19 protein-coding genes are annotated in these 18,071 nt (G+C 72.4%); 15 read left to right on the forward strand and 4 right to left on the reverse strand.

The window, feature by feature from the left end; all coding sequences use genetic code 11:
- Positions 1-27: 27 nt before the first annotated feature.
- The gene (locus ASD10_RS05370; RefSeq protein ID WP_056609911.1) at positions 28-771 is read right to left on the reverse strand and encodes a hypothetical protein; all 744 of its coding nucleotides are present in this window, start codon (positions 769-771) and stop codon (positions 28-30) included.
- Positions 772-836: 65 nt separating this feature from the next.
- On the opposite strand from ASD10_RS05370, the gene ASD10_RS05375 reads away from it, so the two are divergent.
- From ASD10_RS05375 to ASD10_RS05405, 8 genes are all read left to right on the forward strand, one after another.
- On the forward strand, positions 837-1,748 hold the full coding sequence (locus tag ASD10_RS05375) for a Ppx/GppA phosphatase family protein (RefSeq protein ID WP_056605741.1): 912 nt from the start codon (positions 837-839) through the stop codon (positions 1,746-1,748).
- A 25-nt stretch (positions 1,749-1,773) separates the two neighbouring features.
- The gene (locus ASD10_RS05380) at positions 1,774-2,559 is read left to right on the forward strand and encodes a sugar phosphate isomerase/epimerase (RefSeq protein WP_056605743.1); all 786 of its coding nucleotides are present in this window, start codon (positions 1,774-1,776) and stop codon (positions 2,557-2,559) included.
- 36 nt (positions 2,560-2,595) lie between these two features.
- Complete coding sequence (gene proC / locus ASD10_RS05385) at positions 2,596-3,402, forward strand: pyrroline-5-carboxylate reductase (protein WP_056605746.1); 807 nt, start codon at positions 2,596-2,598, stop codon at positions 3,400-3,402.
- 10 nt (positions 3,403-3,412) lie between these two features.
- The gene (locus ASD10_RS05390; RefSeq protein ID WP_056605748.1) at positions 3,413-4,609 is read left to right on the forward strand and encodes an acetoin utilization protein AcuC; all 1,197 of its coding nucleotides are present in this window, start codon (positions 3,413-3,415) and stop codon (positions 4,607-4,609) included.
- Positions 4,610-4,765: 156 nt separating this feature from the next.
- Positions 4,766-4,951, forward strand: a complete 186-nt coding sequence (locus ASD10_RS05395) for a helix-turn-helix domain-containing protein (protein WP_157432466.1) — start codon at positions 4,766-4,768, stop codon at positions 4,949-4,951.
- A gap of 209 nt (positions 4,952-5,160) precedes the next feature.
- Positions 5,161-5,262, forward strand: coding sequence for a 30S ribosomal protein bS22 (locus tag ASD10_RS18300; protein WP_019143756.1), 102 nt, complete (start codon positions 5,161-5,163; stop codon positions 5,260-5,262).
- Positions 5,263-5,274: 12 nt separating this feature from the next.
- On the forward strand, positions 5,275-6,255 hold the full coding sequence (locus ASD10_RS05400; protein WP_056605755.1) for an NAD-dependent epimerase/dehydratase family protein: 981 nt from the start codon (positions 5,275-5,277) through the stop codon (positions 6,253-6,255).
- A complete protein-coding gene (locus ASD10_RS05405; protein WP_235501760.1) occupies positions 6,252-7,541 on the forward strand; it encodes a lysophospholipid acyltransferase family protein in 1,290 nt (429 codons plus the stop codon). The genes ASD10_RS05400 and ASD10_RS05405 overlap by 4 nt, the downstream gene beginning before the upstream one ends.
- Before the next feature lie 64 nt (positions 7,542-7,605).
- On the opposite strand, the gene ASD10_RS05410 is transcribed toward ASD10_RS05405, so the two are convergent.
- From ASD10_RS05410 to ASD10_RS05420, 3 genes are all read right to left on the reverse strand, one after another.
- Positions 7,606-8,685: a DUF5667 domain-containing protein gene (locus ASD10_RS05410; protein ID WP_056605756.1), complete on the reverse strand. Its 1,080-nt coding sequence runs from the start codon at positions 8,683-8,685 to the stop codon at positions 7,606-7,608.
- Between the two features lie 106 nt (positions 8,686-8,791).
- Positions 8,792-9,493, reverse strand: a complete 702-nt coding sequence (locus ASD10_RS05415; protein ID WP_235501761.1) for a sigma-70 family RNA polymerase sigma factor — start codon at positions 9,491-9,493, stop codon at positions 8,792-8,794.
- A 58-nt stretch (positions 9,494-9,551) separates the two neighbouring features.
- On the reverse strand, positions 9,552-10,427 hold the full coding sequence (locus tag ASD10_RS05420) for an HAD family phosphatase (RefSeq protein WP_056605760.1): 876 nt from the start codon (positions 10,425-10,427) through the stop codon (positions 9,552-9,554).
- A gap of 52 nt (positions 10,428-10,479) precedes the next feature.
- On the opposite strand from ASD10_RS05420, the gene ASD10_RS05425 reads away from it, so the two are divergent.
- The 7 genes from ASD10_RS05425 to hemB all read left to right on the forward strand — a co-directional run bounded on the left by ASD10_RS05425 (position 10,480) and on the right by hemB (position 17,999).
- Positions 10,480-12,048, forward strand: coding sequence for a class I adenylate-forming enzyme family protein (locus ASD10_RS05425; protein ID WP_056605761.1), 1,569 nt, complete (start codon positions 10,480-10,482; stop codon positions 12,046-12,048).
- On the forward strand, positions 12,045-12,311 hold the full coding sequence (locus ASD10_RS05430; protein ID WP_197984011.1) for a glutaredoxin family protein: 267 nt from the start codon (positions 12,045-12,047) through the stop codon (positions 12,309-12,311). Before ASD10_RS05425 ends, ASD10_RS05430 begins: the two co-directional genes overlap by 4 nt.
- A gap of 118 nt (positions 12,312-12,429) precedes the next feature.
- Complete coding sequence (locus ASD10_RS05435) at positions 12,430-13,125, forward strand: redox-sensing transcriptional repressor Rex (RefSeq protein WP_082556033.1); 696 nt, start codon at positions 12,430-12,432, stop codon at positions 13,123-13,125.
- Positions 13,122-14,414 carry a glutamyl-tRNA reductase gene (locus ASD10_RS05440; protein WP_056605763.1) on the forward strand — a complete coding sequence of 431 codons (1,293 nt, stop codon included), beginning with the start codon at positions 13,122-13,124 and terminating at the stop codon, positions 14,412-14,414. Before ASD10_RS05435 ends, ASD10_RS05440 begins: the two co-directional genes overlap by 4 nt.
- Positions 14,411-15,352 (forward strand): hydroxymethylbilane synthase, encoded by a 942-nt coding sequence (gene hemC / locus ASD10_RS05445; RefSeq protein WP_056605765.1) that lies wholly within the window; start codon positions 14,411-14,413, stop codon positions 15,350-15,352. Before ASD10_RS05440 ends, hemC begins: the two co-directional genes overlap by 4 nt.
- A gap of 35 nt (positions 15,353-15,387) precedes the next feature.
- Positions 15,388-17,019 (forward strand): bifunctional uroporphyrinogen-III C-methyltransferase/uroporphyrinogen-III synthase, encoded by a 1,632-nt coding sequence (locus ASD10_RS05450; RefSeq protein WP_200938301.1) that lies wholly within the window; start codon positions 15,388-15,390, stop codon positions 17,017-17,019.
- A 2-nt stretch (positions 17,020-17,021) separates the two neighbouring features.
- Positions 17,022-17,999 (forward strand): porphobilinogen synthase, encoded by a 978-nt coding sequence (gene hemB, locus ASD10_RS05455; protein ID WP_082556035.1) that lies wholly within the window; start codon positions 17,022-17,024, stop codon positions 17,997-17,999.
- Positions 18,000-18,071: the final 72 nt, after the last annotated feature.

Below are 18,071 nucleotides of genomic sequence, written 5' to 3' on the forward strand. Positions count from 1 at the left end.
AGCCCGCACCGGGCCTGCGTCAGGGGGTCATCGGACGGGGTCGGCGGGGTGTGGTGTATTGGCGCCGCGCACCTCGTGCTGCCTGCAATACCGGGCCAGCTCGGCGTATCCGGCCTCGCCCATCAGGGCCGTCAGCTCGTCGCGGTTCGTGACGTAGACGGGCTCCGGCGCGACGTGCGCCTCGGTGTTGGACGAGCAGTACCAGTCGAGGTCGGCGCCACCCGGTCCCCAGCCCTGGCGGGTGTACTCGCCGATCTGCGTCTCGGTGTACGTGCTGCCGTCGCCGCGGTCGACGTCGCGGAACTGGCGGCGCAGCGGCAGCTGCCAGCACACGTCGGGCTTGACGGTGTGCGGCTTGAGGTCGTTGTCGAGCGCGAAGCCGTGCAGGGCGCACCCGTAGCCGCCCTCGAAGTCGCGCGAGTTGTGGAAGATGCAGGCACCCTCGAACGCGCGGGTCTTGAGGTCGCCCTCGTCGTCGGTCTCGGTCCAGCCGCCGCGTCGTCCCTCGTCGTGGTGCTGCCACTGGGCGGGCGTCAGCTGCTCCATGACGGCGCGCGTGCGCTCGACGTCGTCGTCGTCGGAGAAGTGCGCGCCGAGCGTGCAGCAGCCGGCGTCGGGGCTGGTCTCGTAGATGCCGGGGCAGCCCTGCCCGAAGATGCACGTCCAGCGCGACGTGAGCCACGTGAGGTCGCAGCGGAAGACCTCGTCGGGGTCGGTGGGACTGGTGAACTCCACGAACGTCCGGGGGAATCCGAGCTCGACCTCTGGCATCTCACGCACTTTACGCGGCCTTGCCGCGTGCGGCAGTGCATCGCGGGGGTGCGAGGATGGTGCCCATGCGCATGGGCGTCCTGGACATCGGTTCCAACACCGGCCACCTGCTGGTCGTGGACGCGTTCCGCGGTGGCCCCCCGGTCGCGGCCCACTCCTACAAGGAGCCGCTGCGGCTCGCCGAGCACCTCGACGCCGAGCAGGCCATGACGCCCGAGGGCATCAGCCGCCTGGTGAAGTACGCCGTCGAGGCGCGGTCGGAGGCCGAGGACAAGGGCTGCACCACGATCCTGGCCTTCGCGACGTCGGCGGTGCGCGACGCCGTCAACGTCGACGACGTCATCGCGGCGGTCAACCGGGCCAGCGGGCTCGACCTGCAGGTGCTGGCCGGCCCCGACGAGGCCCGGCTGACGTTCCTGGCGGTCCGTCGCTGGTTCGGCTGGTCGGCCGGACGGCTCGGCGTGTTCGACATCGGCGGCGGCTCCCTCGAGATCGCCGCGGGCGCCGACGAGACGCCCGACATCGCGCAGTCGATGGCCCTGGGCGCCGGACGCCTCACGCGCGAGTGGCTCGCCGCCGGGCGCAGCAACGCCGAGCTGCGGCTGCACGTCCGCTCGCGCATCGCCGACGAGGCCGGCGCGATCCTGCGGGGCGGGACGTTCGACCGCGCGGTCGCCACGAGCAAGACGTTCCGGTCGCTGGCGCGCATCTGCGGCGCCGCGCCGTCGTCCGACGGCCGCTACGTGCGGCGCGTGCTGCGCAAGGACGACCTCTCGCACCTGGTCGACCAGCTGCGGACGATGTCGCCCGAGGACGTCGGCCGGCTGCCGGGCGTCTCGATCGACCGGGCGCACCAGATCCAGGCCGGCGCGATCGTCGCGCAGGCCGCGATGGACCTGTTCGACCTGACCGAGCTCGAGATCTGCCCGTGGGCGCTGCGCGAGGGCGTCCTGCTCGAGCACCTCGACGCCCTCTGAGGTCGTCCGTCCTACTCTTGGGGGCGTGCCCGTCCCCATCCGCGTCTCCCTGTCGACCTCCTCGGTCTACCCGGGGTCGACGGCCAGCGGGTTCGAGGCCGCGGCACGGCTCGGCTACGACGGCGTCGAGGTCATGGTCGGCATCGACGACGTCAGCGCCGACATCACCGCGATCAAGGCCCTGAGCGCGTTCCACGAGATGCCGGTCGTCTCGGTGCACGCGCCGTGCCTGCTGGTCACGCAGCGCGTGTGGGGCTCCGACCCGTGGGAGAAACTGCACCGCAGCGCCGAGATGGCGCACGAGGTCGGCGCCTCCGTCGTCGTGGTGCACCCGCCGTTCCGCTGGCAGCGCGACTACGCCCGCACGTTCGTCGAGGGCATCGCCGACCTCGAGGCCCGGCACGGCATCACGTACGCCGTCGAGAACATGTACCCGTGGCGCACCGGCAAGCGCGAGTTCCAGGCCTACGCACCCGGGTGGGACCCGGTCGAGCACGACTACGCGCACGTGACGCTCGACCTGTCGCACAGCTCGACGGCCGGCGACGACCCCGTCGCGATGGCGCGGGCGGCCGGCGAGCGGCTCGCGCACGTGCACATCGCCGACGGCAGCGGATCGGCCAAGGACGAGCACCTGGTGCCGGGGCGCGGCACGCAGCCGTGCCGCGAGTTCCTCGAGACCGTCGCGGCCTCGGGCTTCGACGGCGAGATCGTGGTCGAGATCAACACCCGCAAGGCCAAGGACCAGGCCGAGCGCGAGGTCGACCTCCTCGAGGCGCTGGCCTTCACGCGCCTGCACGCGAGCACCTGACCCGTCCGCCCGCCGCCCGACACTAGGGTGAGGGCCATGAGTCAACGGATCGCGATCCTCGGTGCCGGCGTCATGGGCGAGACCCTCCTGTCGGCGATCCTGTCGGCCGGCCACGCGGCCGGCGACGTCGTCATCAGCGAGAAGCGCGCCGAGCGCGCCGCCGAGCTGCGCGACGCGTACGGCGTCCGGGTGACGGGCAACGCCGAGGCGGTCGCCGACGCCGACGTCGTCCTGCTCGTGGTCAAGCCGCAGGACGTCCCGGCGCTGCTCGACGAGATCGCCCCGTCGGTCCGGCCGTCCGCGACCGTCGTGTCGCTCGCGGCCGGCATCCGCATCGACGCCATGACGGCGGCGCTGCCCGACGGCGTCGCGGTCGTCCGCGCGATGCCCAACACCCCCGCGCTGGTGGGCGAGGGGATGTTCGGCGTCTCGCCCGGGGCGTCCGTCACCGACGAGCAGCTCGCGGCCGTCGTGGCGCTGCTCGAGTCGGGCGGACGGGTCGTCGTCGTCGACGAGAGCCGGCAGGACGCCGTCACGGCGGTGTCGGGCTCCGGACCGGCCTACGTCTTCTACCTCGCCGAGGCCATGATCGCCGGCGGCGTCGCCGAGGGGCTCGACGAGCCGACGGCCCGCGCCCTGGCGGCCCAGACGCTCGTGGGTGCCGCCAAGCTCCTGTCGACGTCGGACGAGACGGCCGAGGAGCTGCGCCGCCGGGTCACCTCGCCGAACGGCACGACGCACGCCGCGATCACGACGTTCGACGAGCGCGGGGTCCGCGACGGACTCGTGGCCGGCGTCGCCGCCGCGGCAGCCCGGTCCGCCGAGCTGTCGGGCCCGGCATAGGCTCATCGGTATGACCGAGGCCACAGGGCACGCGCCGGATCGGGCCTGCATCGTCTACGACGAGCAGTTCCTGCAGTACAACTTCGGCCGCACGCACCCCATGGCGCCCGTGCGCGTCGACCTCACGATGGCCCTGGCCGACGAGCTCGGCATCGTCGACGGGCTCGAGGTCGTGGGCGCGGCCCCGGCCACCGACGACGAGCTCCACCTGATTCACTCCGCGAGCTACATCGAGAAGGTCCACAAGCTCAGCGACCACCCGACGTACACCGACCTGTCGGTCGGCCTCGGCGGCGACGACAACCCGGTGTTCGCCCACATGCACGAGGCCAGCGCGCTGGTCGCCGGCGCGAGCGTCGAGGCGGCGCGGCGGGTGTGGACGGGGCAGGCGCCCCGCGCGATCAACATCAGCGGCGGCCTGCACCACGCGATGCCCACGAGCGCGAGCGGCTTCTGCATCTACAACGACGTCGCGCTCGCGATCCGCTGGCTGCTCGACAACGGCGCCGAGAAGATCGTGTACGTCGACGTCGACGCCCACCACGGCGACGGCGTGCAGACGATGTTCTGGGACGATCCGCGGGTCCTGACGATCTCGATCCACGAGGGTCCCCAGACGCTGTTCCCGGGCACGGGGTTCTCCACCGAGACCGGGGGAGAGGGAGCCGAGGGATCGGCCGTCAACATCCCCCTGCCGCCCGGCACGTCCGACGCGGGGTGGCTGCGCGCCTTCCACGCCGTCGTGCCCGCCCTGGTGCGCGAGTTCGCCCCCGACATCCTGGTCACGCAGCAGGGCTGCGACTCCCACATGGACGACCCGCTGACCAACCTGATGCTCAGCGTCGACGGGCAGCGGGCGTCCTACCTGGCGCTCAAGGCCCTCGCCGACGAGGTGTGCGGCGGCAAGTGGGTCGCGACCGGCGGTGGCGGCTACGCCGTGATGGACGTCGTGCCGCGCGCCTGGGCCCACCTCATGGCGATCGTCGCCGGCACGCCGCTCGACCCTCGGGCCGAGACGCCCGAGCGGTGGCGCGAGCGCATCGCCGAGATGCGCGGACAACCCGGACCGCTGCGCATGACCGACGGCCGGGCCGTCGGCTACCGGGCGTGGGAGCAGGGCTACGACCCCGCGAGCTGGCTCGACCGCTCGATCCACGCGACCCGCGAGGCGGTCTTCCCGCTGAACGGTCTCGACCCCCTGCCGTGAGCCCCGATCCGGCCTCTCCTGCCGGGCCTTCGGTCAATTTGGACAACTACTGTCGCGGAAGTGTCGCGAGGCACTAGTCTCGTCGAAGGCACGCGCGCTGTTTCTCTGGTGGGGAAGCCAGAGAGCGCGCGTGCCCCTCAGGAAGCAGGTGGTGACGTGGCGCCCGGACCGACGTTCTTGACCGTCGCCGAAGTGGCGAGTCAGATGCGCGTGTCGAAGATGACGGTCTACCGTCTCGTGCACTCCGGCGAGCTCGAGGCCGTCCGCGTCGGTCGATCGTTCCGCGTCCCCGAGCACGCCGTCACGGCCTTCCTCGGCAAGTCCTACTTCGAGGCCGGCTGAGCGTCGCCGACGCCCGATCCCGCCCGTCGCCGGCCGGTGGTCGGCATCGGCGGTCCCCGCACCCGCCGTGTAGGCTGATCGCTAGCCACGACCCGGGGCGCAGGCCATGCGGCCATGTCCCGCCGAGCGTGGCACCACGTCTCAGACGAACACCGTGTTGGACGAAGCATGCCGCGTGCGCGCGGCCGACAAGAATTGAGTTGTGACCCGTGGGTTCAGTCATCAAGAAGCGGCGCAAGCGGATGTCGAAGAAGAAGCACCGCAAGATGCTCAAGCGCACGCGCGTGCAGCGTCGCCGTCTGGGCAAGTAGCCCCACACCGTCATGAGCCGGGTCGTCCTTGTCACAGGCGTGGCTGGCTCGTTCGCGTCCCTGGTGGCCCGCCGGCTCGTCGAGCTCGGTGAGGCCGCCGGGATCGACAAGGTCGTCGGCATCGACACGATCCTCCCGGACGTCGACCTCGGCGGCATGAAGTTCGTGCGGGCCGACATCCGCACCCCCGTGATCGGCAAGGTCATCGCGGTCGAGGACGTCGACACCGTCGTGCACCTCGACGTCAACCCCCCGCAGCGCGGGCGGGTCGGCGGCAAGGAGCTCAACGTCATCGGGACGATGCAGCTGCTGGCCGCGTGCCAGCGGTCCGGCACGGTCGGCAAGGTCGTGCTGGGGTCGTCGGCCGCCGTCTACGGGTCGTCGCCCCGCGACCCGGCGATGTTCACCGAGTCACTCCTGGCCCGCAGCGGCGTCCGCTCGGGCTTCCCGAAGGACATCGTCGAGGTCGAGTCGTACGTCCGCGGCTTCGCCCGACGACGCCCCGACGTCATCATCACGACGATCCGGGCCGCGCAGGTCCTGCACCCCGAGGTCGACACCCCGCTGCGCAACTACTTCAGCAACCCCGTGCTGCCGTCGGTGCTGGGCTTCGACCCGCGCCTGCAGTTCCTGTCGCTCGACGACGCGCTGTCGATCCTGGGCGAGGCCGTCGAGCACGACCGCCCGGGCACGTTCAACGCCGCCGGCGACGGCGTCGTGCTGCTGAGCCAGGTGGCCCGCCGCCTCGGACGTCCGCTCGTGCCGATGCCCCGGCTCGGCTTCGCGCCGGCGGCGCGCCGCTTCGTGCGTGCGATGGGCTCCGACATCCCGCCCGACCTGCACCGTCTGCTGACCTTCGGTCGTGCCGTCGACACCTCGGCGCTGCGCGACATCTTCGGCTACGAGCTGCAGCGCACGTCCGAGGAGACCCTCGACGACTTCGGCCGGGCGCTGCGTCCCGGCATCCTGTCCGGCCTGGGGAGGCGCGCGTGAACGACGACCGCACGACGATCGGCTCGGGCGGCACGCCCGGGCGCGGCAACCGGCAGACGTCGCCGTCGACGGCCGCGCGGGCCCTGGCCGGCGGCACCGCGGCGCGCAAGCCGGCCGCGAAGGCCAAGAAGGCCCCCGCGTCGCCGGCCACGCCCACCTCCCCGGCTGCGGGTGCCAAGAAGGCCGCCGCCCCCCGCAAGACGACGGCCGGCGGCAAGGCCGCCGCCGGCGGCAGGACCGCGGCGAAGAAGACGACGGCACCCCCCACGGGCGAGCGCCCGACCAAGCCCCGTCTGCGGGCCGTGACCGACGAGGACGCCGCCGCCGCCGCGGCTGCCGCCGCCGAGGAGGCCGCGCGCCGCACCCGCACGGCCGGCGCAGCGCCGCTGTCGGCCGGCATCCCGATCGACGAGATCTTCGTGGCCGTCATCGAGGCCGCCCAGCGGGTGCTGGGCTCCGACTGGGAGGCACGCGTCGCGACGCTGCTGTCGACCGTGCGCAAGCGCCTGGGCGGCTCCTACGAGGTCGACGAGTTCGGCTTCGACCCCGAGATCGCGCAGGTGCTGACCGCCGCGATCGAGCCCATCGCCGAGAAGTGGTTCCGCCTCGAGGTGCGCGGCGTCGAGAACATCCCCGAGGACGGGGGAGCCCTGCTCGTCGCCAACCACTCCGGCACCGTCCCGCTCGACGGCCTCATCACGGGCTACGCCGTCAAGAAGTACGCCGGACGCAACCTGCGCCCGCTCGGCGCCGACCTCGTCTTCGCACTGCCCGTCGTCGGACAGGTGGCCCGCAAGGTCGGCGCCACGCTGGCCTGCCAGGAGGACGCCGAACGTCTCCTGAGCGGCGGCGAGCTGGCCGGTGTCTGGCCCGAGGGCTTCAAGGGCATCGGCAAGCCCTTCGCCGAGCGCTACAAGCTGCAGCGCTTCGGACGCGGCGGCTTCGTCTCGGCCGCGATGCGCGCACAGGTGCCGATCGTGCCGGTCTCGATCGTCGGCGCCGAGGAGATCTACCCGCTCGTCGGCAACGTGCCGTCGCTGGCCCGCCTGCTCGGCCTGCCGTACCTGCCGATCACGCCCTTCTTCCCGCTGCTGGGCCCCCTCGGCCTCGTGCCCCTGCCCAGCAAGTGGATCATCGAGTTCGGCGAGCCCGTGCGCACCGACGCCTACGAGCCGCAGGCCGCCGACGACCCCATGCTGCTGTTCAACGTCACCGACCAGGTGCGCGAGACGATCCAACAAACGCTCTACAAGCTGCTCGTCGAGCGCGGCAACGCGTTCTTCTAGGCTGCGCTCGCTCGGCCCGTGGTCGCCACGCGGGCGAACCACCGACCTGCGTGGTGCGATCCGGCTACTGCCGGGGGGTGCCGAGGAGGCCGTTGACCAGGCCCGGGACGAGCCCGACCTGGTCCTCGTCACCGAGCAGACCACCCAGCAGGGGGTCGGTCAGCGGTGCGAGCGGAGCCGCCGGCGGCGTCGTCGTCGTGGCCGACGGACGCTTGGACGGCGATGGTGCCGGCGTGCTGCTGGGACGCGCCGACGTCGGCGCGACCGGCGCCGGCGTGGCGGCCGGGCGTGGGGTCGAGGACGCGTCGTCGCGTGCGGCGGCCGGCGTGGCGGCGGGCGCCGACGGCGCCTTCTGCGACAGCGCGGCCAGCGACAGCAGGGCGTCGACGTCGGCGGGGCTGCAGCTGGCGCACAGCGTCACCGCCTCGCCGGCGAGATCGGTCACCGCAGCCGATGCCGCGGCGAACGGATCGTCGAGGCCCTCGGGCAGCTGCGACGACAGCTCGGCCAGGTCGAGGCTCGATGCGGCGGCGAAGTCGTTGACCCGCTCGACGGAGTCCTGCGCGCCGTGCGACGTGTAGTCGGTGAACAGCCTGCTCGAGCCCGCCGTGGCGGTCGTCGTGAAGTCGTCGAGCGTGTCGGCGATGTCGCTGGCCGAACCGCCCTCGGCGCTCAACGTGCGCGCCTCGGCGAGCCGCTCGGAGGCCTGCGCCAGCTGGAACGATCCGCGGGAGGCGTCGTCGCGGTGCAGCAGGAGCTCGGCCGACTCGACTGAGCGCTTGACGGGGTAGAGCATCTGGCCGGGGACCGCCGAGGCGCTGGAGGCGACGAGCCCCACGACGCCCGCGGACGTCACGAGGGCCGCCGTCACGGTGGCGACGCGGCGACGCACCGGCCGCGACTCGTCGACCCGTGCGGTGGCGGGCCTCGGCGTCGACGGCATCGGGACCAGCACGGTCTGCGCCTCGGTCATGAGCTGGGCACGCAGCGACGAGCGGAACGCGGCACCGGGCTCGACGACTGCGGCCTCGCACAGGGTCTCGGCGAAGCGGACGAGCTCGGCGATGTGCTCGTCCCTCGGCGGGCGCCCGGTGAAGGCGTCGTCGAACGACTGGGCATCGTCGTGGGAGCGACGGCCGATCATGATGGGGTCCTCACTGCTGAGCGTGGGTGGCTGCTGACATGACCAACGACGCCGGCGGGGTGAAGGTTACGTGAAGTGAGGGGGACCAACGTCCTGTCATGGTGTCTCATCGGATGTCCTCCGGGACCGACTTCGCGAGGCTCCGCACGGCCCTCAGCTGGAGCTGCTTGATGGCCCCCTCGCTGCGGCCGAGGGCCGCAGCCGTCTGGGCGATCGAGAGTCCCTGGATGAAGCGCATCAGGATGCAGTCGCGCTGCTCGGGCGGCAGTCCGCTGACGGCCTCGAACAGCATCTCGTTGGAGATGAGGGACAGGACCTCCTGCTCGGGACTCGCGGCGTGCGACGTGCCCTCGGGGATCGTCTCGGACACGATCTCGAGGCGGGAGCGGCTCGACTTGAAGTGGTCGGCGATCAGGTTGCGGGCGATCGTCGTGAGCCACGCTCCGAAGTCCTTGCCCTGCCACGTGAAGCGCTGGATCGCCCGGAGTCCCCGCACGAACGTCTCGCTCGTGAGGTCCTCGGCGAGCTGCTGCGAACCGACCCGGTAGTAGACGAACCGGAAGACGCCCGTGACGTAGTGGTCGTACAGCTGGCCGAACGCCTCGGCGTCGCCCTCCTTGGCGAGGTCGACGAGGGCGCGCAGGCGGGTGGCCTCGGGGTCGAGGTCGTCGCGCGGCGGCGGGCCGCCGGACGACGGCGCGTACGCGGGGGAGTCGGCCACGGCGAGCGCGATCTGCAGCGACCGGTCGTCAGGGATCGACAACGCGAGCGACATGACGTCGCGCAGATGACTCCACCGTGAACTCACAGGCCCTCCCCTGATCAGGGAGAGCGTAACCCGGAGTTAGGACCAAAGTCAGTGAAAATCAACGATTCTTTCTGCGCAGCGCGTGCCAGGTGCCCCCGGCCGCGACGGCCGCCACGACCCCCTTGCCCCCGACGAGGGCCAGCTTGCGGCCCGTGCGGTAGTCGCGGATGCGCCAGCCGTTGGACTTGGCGTGGGCGCGCAGCGTCGAGTCGGGGTTGACCGCGCACGGGTGGCCGACGAGCGACAGCATCGGCAGGTCGTTGCTCGAGTCGGAGTAGGCGTAGCAGTCGTCCAGCACGAGCGACTCCCGCTCGGCGATCTGGCGGATCGCGACGGCCTTGCCCTCGCCGTGCAGCATCTCGCCGACCAGCGCCCCGGTGTAGACGCCGTCGACGTGCTCGGACACCGTGCCGAGCGCGCCCGTGAGCCCGAGCCGGCGGGCGATGACCTGCGCGATCTCGACCGGCGCGGCCGTCACGAGCCACACGCGGTGGCCGCGGTCGAGGTGCCACTGGGCGATCGCGCGCGTGCCGGGCCAGATCTTGCCCGCCATGTGCTCGTCGAAGATCTCCTCGCCGATCTCCTCGAGCTCGGAGACGCTGTGACCGGCGATGAAGGCCAGCCCCGTGGCGCGGGCCCTCGCGATGTGCTCGGGGTCCTCGCTGCCGACGACGCGGAACCACGCCTGCTGCCAGGCGGCCCGGACGAGGTCGCCCGTCGTGAAGAACTCGCGCCGGTGCAGCCCGCGGGCGAGGTGGAAGATCGAGGCGCCCTGCATGATCGTGTTGTCGACGTCGAAGAACGCCGCGGCGGTGGGGTCCTGGGAGGCGGTGAGCTCGCGCTCCATCTGCGACGAGGCCGCGGCCGCCTGCCCCGCGAGCAGCGAGCGTGACTGCAGGTTGCGCTGCCGTTCGGGTGTTCCGTCCCGTCCCATGCGGCCGAGCCTAACGCCCTCTCGCCCGGTCGACCTGTGGTTGACTCGACGCGTGACGGTGAATGTCAGCGACTACCTGCATGCGGCCGCCTCGGCCGATCCGGACGGCGTCGCGCTGATCGAGCACCGCGACACCCGGCGTGAGGTGACGTGGCGCCAGTTCGACGAGGCCGTCGACGCCGTGGCGCGCGCCCTGTCGGGGCGGGGCCTGGTCGCCGGGCAGCGCGTCGCGGTCGTGATGGCCAACCGCGTCGACCTGCCGATCGCCTACTACGGCATCCTGCGCGGCGGCATGGTCGCCGTGCCGATCAACCCGCGCTCGACGACCCGCGAGATCGGCCGCATGCTGGCCGACTCGATGGCCCGCGTCGTGCTGTGCGACGAGGCCGGCGTCAGCCAGGTCCGCGAGGCCCTCACCGACGACCACCGGGTCAGCGTCGTGGTCGACGGGGCCGAGCCGCGGGACGACGAGACGTCGTTCGAGCGCTTCCTCGCCGACGCGTCCGGAGCCGCCCCGGCCGCCCCCGCCGACGCCGAGGCGCTCGCGGTCGTCCTCTACACGTCGGGCACGAGCGGCAAGCCGCGCGGCGCGATGCTGACGCACCGGGCCCTGATCGCCAACACCGAGCAGATCGCGCGGCTGACGCCGCCCGCCATGACGCCCGACGACGTGTGCCTCGGCCTGCTGCCGATGTTCCACATCTACGGGCTCAACTGCGTGCTCGGCCAGGCGGTGCGCCAAGGGGCGACGGTCGTGCTGGTCGACGGCTTCGACCCCAGCGGCCTGCTCGACCTGATCGCGGCCGAGGGCGTCACGAACCTCCCGCTCGCGCCGCCGGTCATCGCCGCGTGGGCGGGCCGCGACGACCTGCGCGCCCAGCTCGCGCACGTCACGACGATCCTGTCGGGGGCGTCGGCGCTCGACGCCGACCTGGCCGAGGCCTTCCGCGAGTCGTCGGGCCACCAGATCGAGCAGGGCTACGGGCTCACCGAGACCGCACCCGTCATCGCGACGACGCACGGCTCGCCCCGCGACACCGACAACCACATCAAGCACGGGACGGTCGGGCGCGCGCTGCCCGGCATCGAGCTGCGCATCGTCGAGGGCGGCGGCGTCGACGCGGCGCCCGGCGACCCGGCCGAGATCTGGGTCAGGGGCGACAACCTCTTCTCGGGCTACTGGCCCGACGGCGTCGACGGCCCCGACGCCGACGGGTGGTACCCGACGGGCGACGTCGGCTACCTCGACGACGACGGCGACCTGACCCTGGTCGACCGGCTGCGCGAGCTCGTGATCGTCTCGGGCTTCAACGTGTACCCGTTCGAGGTCGAGGACGTCATCGCCGAGGTCGACGGCGTCGGTCAGGTCGCCGTCGTGGGCCTGCCGGACGAGGAGACCGGCGAGGCCGTCGTGGCCTTCGTCGTCCCCGCGGGCGACGCGCCGGACGAGACGACGCTGCTCGAGGCGGTCGACGCCCACTGCCGCACGCGGCTCGCGCGGTTCAAGCAGCCGCGACGCACGATCGTCGTCACGGGGCTGCCGCACTCGGCGACCGGCAAGGTCGCCAAGGGTCGGCTGCGTGCCCTGGCCCGCAGCGAGACCCTGGGCCTCGACGCGTGATCGCGCACTCCGGCGACGCGCGGGTCGTCGTCTACACCCGCCAGGGGTGCCACCTGTGCGAGGTCGCCGAGCAGCAGGTCGCGGAGGTGTGCGCCGGCACGGGCGACGACTGGGTGCGCGTCGACATCGACGACGACCCCGACCTGCGGGCGCGCTTCACCGAGCAGGTCCCCGTCACGTTCGTCGACGGGGCCCAGCACGACTTCTGGCGCGTCGATCCCGTGCGGCTCGGCGCCGCGCTCGCGAGGCGTCGCCCGGTGTGACCTGGGCCACCGCCGCGTCCCTCGATTTGGTTCCGACGTTCACAAACTCTTAAACTGACGGGGCACCCGATGCCCGTCCCGCAAGGGATAATCCCCAGCATCGCGGCGCAGGAGCACCGTGACGATACTTCGCAGCCCTCGGCTCGCCGACGGAACTGCCCGTGGCATCCCTGATGCCACCGTGGCCCGTCTGCCTGTCTACCTGCGTGCGCTCAACGCGCTCGCCGAGCAGGGAGTGCTGTCCTGCGCCTCGGGCGAGCTGGCCGAGCAGGCCGGCGTCAACCCCGCCAAGCTGCGCAAGGACCTGTCGTACCTCGGCTCGTACGGCACCCGCGGCGTCGGCTACGACGTCGAGTACCTGCGCTACCAGATCGCCCGCGAGATGGGGCAGACGCAGGACTGGGACGTCGTCATCGTCGGCGTCGGCAACCTGGGCTCGGCGCTGTCGGCCTACCAGGGCTTCAGCACGCGCGGCATCCGCGTGGCCGCCCTCGTCGACGCCGATCCCGCGCGCGTCGGCGCCGAGGTGTCGGGCATCGTCGTGAGCCCCGTCGACCAGCTGGGCGCGATCGTCGCCGAGCGACGCATCTCGATCGGTGTCATCGCGACGCCGGGCGCGGCCGCGCAGGAGGTCGCCGACCGGCTCGTCGCGGCCGGCATCACGAGCATCCTGAACTTCGCACCCGCCCTCGTGCAGGTGCCCGAGGGGGTCGACGTCCGCAAGGTCGACCTCTCGATCGAGCTGCAGATCCTGGCGTACCACGAGCAGCGCAAGACCAGCAGGGACGCAACCGGCAAGGAAGTAGGCGTATGAGCGTGTTGGTGGTGGGCATGTCCCACAAGTCGGCCCCGATCGACGTCCTCGAGCACGCCTCGCTCGACGTCGACGCCGCGGTCAAGCTCTCGCACCTCGCGCTCGAGACGCCGTTCGTCACCGAGTCGGTCGTCATCTCGACGTGCAACCGGGTCGAGATCTACGTCGAGGCCGAGCGGTTCCACGGTGCCGTCGAGGAGGTCTCGCGCCTGCTCGCCGATCTCTCGGGCCTCGACCGCGACGAGTTCGTGCGCCACGTCTACGTCCACTTCGACGAGGCGGCCGTCGCGCACCTGTTCGGCGTCGCCTCCGGCATGGACTCGATGATCCTCGGCGAGAGCCAGATCCTCGGCCAGGTGCGCGAGGCGCTGCACTCCGCGCAGGCCGAGTCGACCGTCGGGTCGGCGCTCAACGCGCTGTTCCAGCAGGCCCTGCGCATCGGCAAGCGCGGCCACGCCGAGACGGGCATCGACCGCCTCGCGCCCTCGATCGTCACGGCCGGCCTCGACGCCGCGGGCGACGTCGTCGACGCCCCCGACACGCGCTTCCTCGTCGCGGGTGCCGGCACGATGGCGAGCCTCGCGGTCCGCACGCTGGTCGACCGCGGGGTCGACCCGCACCGCATCATGGTCTCCAACCGCACGTACCAGCGCGCCTACGCGCTGGTCGCGACGTTCGGCGTCAGCGCCGTCCGCTGGCAGGCCCTCGACGTCGAGCTGGCGGCCGCCGACGTCCTGATCAGCTGCACGGGCGCCAGCGGCGTCGTGTTCGACCGCGACCGCATCGCGAGCGCCGCCGGCGGACGTCCGATGTCGGTCATCGACCTCGCCCTGCCGCGCGACGTCGACCCGGACGTGCGCGACCTCGAGGGCATCGACCTGATCGACCTCGTCGTGCTGTCGCAGGCCGCGGCCAACGCCGAGCTCGCCGCCGACGTGCAGCAGGTGCAGTCAATCGTCGAGTCCGAGGTGCGCACGTTCCTGGCCGCCAAGGCCGCCTCGCACATCACGCCCACCGTCATCGCGCTGCGCACCATGGCGACCGACATCGTGGCGGCCGAGCAGGCACGCATCGAGTCGCGCCTGCCCAACCTGACCGACGACGAGCGGGCCGACGTCCGCAAGGCGCTGCACCGCGTCGCCGAGAAGCTCATCCACGCGCCGACCGTGCGCGTCCAGCAGCTGATCGACGGGCCCGCCGACCTCACGTACGCCGACGCGCTGGCCGACCTGTTCGCGCTCGACCAGAAGGCCGTCGACGCCGTCACGCGGGCCGGTGACACGGCATGACGTCCACGAACCGTCCGAGCCTGCGCCTCGGCACCCGCGCCAGCGCCCTCGCGCTGACCCAGTCGGGCATGATCGCCGACCGCCTGCGCGCCGAGTGCGACGTCGACGTCGAGCTCGTCACGATCTCGACCGAGGGAGACCGCAGCACCGCGCCGCTGGCCTCGATGGGCGGCCAGGGCGTGTTCGTCGCGGCGCTGCGCGAGGCGCTCGTGCGCGGCGACGTCGACTTCGCGGTCCACTCGCTCAAGGACCTGCCGACGACACCCGACCCGCGCCTCGTGCTGGCCGCGATCCCGCGTCGCGAGGACCCGCGCGACGTCCTGGTCGCCCGCGACGGGCTGACGCTCGGCGAGCTGCCCCACGGCTCGCGCGTCGGCACCGGCTCCCCGCGCCGCGAGGCCCAGCTCAACGCCCTCGGCCTCGGCGTCGACGTCGTCGCGATCCGCGGCAACGTCGGCACCCGCATCGGCCGGGTCGCCCCCGGCGACCTCGACGGCGTCCTGCTGGCCCACGCGGGCCTGCTGCGCCTCGGTCGCGCCGACGAGGCCACCGAGGTCATCGATCCCCTCCAGATGCTCCCCGCCCCCGGGCAGGGAGCCCTGGCCTGCGAGTGCCGCGTCGACGACGACGTGACCGCCCGCCTGCTCGAACGCCTCGACGACAGCGACACCCGTGCTGCCGTGACGGCCGAGCGAAGCCTCCTCGCCACCCTCGAGGCTGGTTGCAGTGCCCCGGTGGGAGCCCTGGCCGAGATCGCCGACGGCGATCACGGCGACGAGCTCTGGCTTCGTGCCGTGGTCGGAGACGTCTCCGGCTCGCCCACCATCCGACTGTCCGCGACCGGCCTGCCCTCCGAGGCCGCCGCGGTCGGTGAACGTCTTGCTGTCGAGATGCTCGCCGAAGGTGCCGACGCCCTCGTGGCCGCCGCCACCTCCTGACCCCCTGACAGACTCAGAAAAGGACCACAGTGACCATCACCACTGCGACTCGAGAAGCCGCGACACCCGACGCACCGTCCACGACGAGCGCACGCAAGGCCCCCCGCGGCCACGTGAGCTTCGTCGGCGCCGGACCGGGTGACGCGAGCCTCCTCACGGTGCGCGCGGCCGAGCTGCTCGCCCAGGCCGACGTCGTCATCACCGAGCTGCCCGAGCAGTCGGCGCTCGTGACCAACGGGGCCGAGATCGTCGACGGGGGCATCGGCGAGGACGGCGAGCCGCTGACCCACGCGGCCCGCGGACGCCTGGTCGTCAAGCACGCCAAGACCGGTGCCACGGTCGTGCGCCTCATCGCCGGCGACCCGTTCACCTACGCGACGGGACCCGAGGAGGCCGCGGCCTGCAGCAAGGCCGGCATCGGCTTCGAGATCGTCCCCGGCGTCTCGTCGATCTCGGCGGTCCCGGCGTACGCCGGTGTGCCGCTGACCAACCGCACGCACCGCGAGTACTCCGTGGTCAGCGTCGGCGACTCGTCGGTCAACTGGGCCGACCACGCGACCGAGGACACCCTCGTGCTGCTGTCGGCCGTCGCCCGCATCGGCGAGGTCGCCAGCGGACTGGTCGACGCGGGTCGCAAGCCCGACACCCCGGTCGCGATGACGCGGGTCGGCACGACGACCGAGCAGACCACGGTCGTCTCGACGCTGGCCGAGATCGCCGCCGACGCCAAGGCCGCCGGCATGACCGCGCCGGCCATCACGGTCGTCGGCGAGGTCGTCACGATGCGCGAGGCGCTGTCGTGGTTCGAGACCAAGCCGCTGTACGGCTGGCGCATCCTGGTGCCCCGCACCAAGGAGCAGTCCGCCGGCCTGGCCTCGCGCCTGCGCGGCTTCGGCGCGATCTCCGAGGAGGTCCCGACGATCTCGGTCGAGCCGCCTCGCAACCCCCAGCAGATGGACAAGGCCGTGCGCGGTCTCGTCGAGGGGCGCTACGAGTGGATCGCGTTCACGAGCGTCAACGCCGTCAAGGCCGTCCGCGAGAAGTTCGAGGAGTACGGCCTCGACGCGCGCGCGTTCTCGGGCCTGAAGATCGCCGCGGTCGGCGACAAGACCGCCGAGGCCATCGCGACGTGGGGCATCCGCGCCGACCTGATCCCGTCCGGCGAGCAGTCGGCCCGTGGCCTGCTCGACGACTGGCCGCCGTTCGACGAGCTGCTCGACCCCATCAACCGGGTGTTCCTGCCGCGCGCCGACATCGCGACCGAGACGCTCGTCGCCGGCCTGATCGACCTCGGTTGGGAGGTCGACGACGTCACGGCCTACCGGACCGTCCGGGCCGCCCCGCCGCCGGCGCCGACGCGTGAGGCGATCAAGACCGGCAAGTTCGACGCGGTCATGTTCACCTCGTCGTCCACGGTGCGCAACCTCGTCGGCATCGCCGGCAAGCCGCACACGTCGACGATCATCGCGTGCATCGGTCCCGCGACGGCCAAGACCGCCGAGGAGCACGGCCTGCGGGTCGACGTCGTCGCCGAGTCGCCGTCCGTCGAGGTGCTGGCCGATGCCCTGGCCGAGTTCGGTGCCGCGCGTCGCCTCGGCTTCGTCGAGGCCGGCGAGCCGGTCACGAAGCCGTCGCAGAAGCGGCCCTCGACCCGCCGCAAGGCGTAGGGGTGTCCTTTCCCGCCGACCGTCCTCGTCGCCTGCGCTCGTCGCCGGCGATGAGGCGGCTGGTGGCCGAGACGCACGTCCAGCCGTCGCAGCTGGTCCTGCCGATGTTCGTGGCCGAGGGGCGCACCGAGGCGCGCCCGATCGCGAGCATGCCGGGCGTCGTCCAGCACACGCGGGACACCGCGCGGCGGGCCTACGCCGAGGCCGCGGAGCTCGGCCTCGGCGGCGTCATGCTGTTCGGCCTGCCCGAGCACAAGGACGCGCAGGGGTCGGGTGCGCTCGACCCCGACGGCATCCTCAACGTCGCGCTGGCCGATGCGCGCGCCGAGGTCGGCGACGACCTGCTGGTCATGGCCGACCTGTGCCTCGACGAGTTCACCGACCACGGCCACTGCGGCGTCCTCGACGCCCGGGGACGGGTCGACAACGACGCGACGGTCGAGATCTACGCGCAGATGGGTGTCGTGCAGGCCGAGGCCGGGGCGCACGTCGTCGGCCCCAGCGGCATGATGGACGGCCAGGTCGGCGCGATCCGTGCCGCGCTCGACGACGCGGGGCACGACGAGACCGTGATCCTGGCGTATGCCGCCAAGTACTCCTCGGCGTTCTACGGCCCGTTCCGCGAGGCCGTCGACTCGTCGCTGCAGGGTGATCGCAAGACGTACCAGCAGGATCCGGCCAACGGCCGCGAGGCGATCCGCGAGACCCTGCTCGACATCGAGGAGGGCGCCGACATCGTCATGGTCAAGCCCGCGCTGTCGTACCTCGACCTGATCGCCGACGTGCGCGCCGCGGTCGACGTCCCCGTCGCTGCCTACAACATCTCGGGAGAGCTGGCGATGGTCGAGGCCGCCGCCGCGAACGGCTGGATCGACCGCGAGCGCGCGATCGACGAGATCATCGTGTCGATCCGGCGGGCCGGCGCCGACATCGTCCTGACGTACTGGGCGACCGAGCTGGCGACCCGTCTGCGGCGCTGACGCGCACGCACGTCGCTGACGGACGACGAGGGCCCCGGTTCGGCAGAACCGGGGCCCTCGTCGTGGTGGTCG

This window comes from Aeromicrobium sp. Root472D3, from assembly GCF_001426485.1.
Classification (GTDB): Bacteria; Actinomycetota; Actinomycetes; order Propionibacteriales; family Nocardioidaceae; genus Aeromicrobium.

What these genes read in the sequence shown, in the direction of transcription:
- proC (WP_056605746.1), top strand. Translation starts at nt 2,596, where the DNA reads ATGAGTCAACGGATCGCGATCCTCGGTGCCGGCGTCATGGGCGAGACC.
- ASD10_RS05370 (WP_056609911.1), bottom strand. Translation starts at nt 771, where the DNA reads ATGCCAGAGGTCGAGCTCGGATTCCCCCGGACGTTCGTGGAGTTCACC.
- ASD10_RS05410 (WP_056605756.1), bottom strand. Translation starts at nt 8,685, where the DNA reads ATGATCGGCCGTCGCTCCCACGACGATGCCCAGTCGTTCGACGACGCC.
- ASD10_RS05440 (WP_056605763.1), top strand. Translation starts at nt 13,122, where the DNA reads ATGAGCGTGTTGGTGGTGGGCATGTCCCACAAGTCGGCCCCGATCGAC.
- ASD10_RS05400 (WP_056605755.1), top strand. Translation starts at nt 5,275, where the DNA reads ATGAGCCGGGTCGTCCTTGTCACAGGCGTGGCTGGCTCGTTCGCGTCC.
- hemC (WP_056605765.1), top strand. Translation starts at nt 14,411, where the DNA reads ATGACGTCCACGAACCGTCCGAGCCTGCGCCTCGGCACCCGCGCCAGC.
- ASD10_RS05375 (WP_056605741.1), top strand. Translation starts at nt 837, where the DNA reads ATGCGCATGGGCGTCCTGGACATCGGTTCCAACACCGGCCACCTGCTG.
- ASD10_RS05420 (WP_056605760.1), bottom strand. Translation starts at nt 10,427, where the DNA reads ATGGGACGGGACGGAACACCCGAACGGCAGCGCAACCTGCAGTCACGC.
- ASD10_RS05390 (WP_056605748.1), top strand. Translation starts at nt 3,413, where the DNA reads ATGACCGAGGCCACAGGGCACGCGCCGGATCGGGCCTGCATCGTCTAC.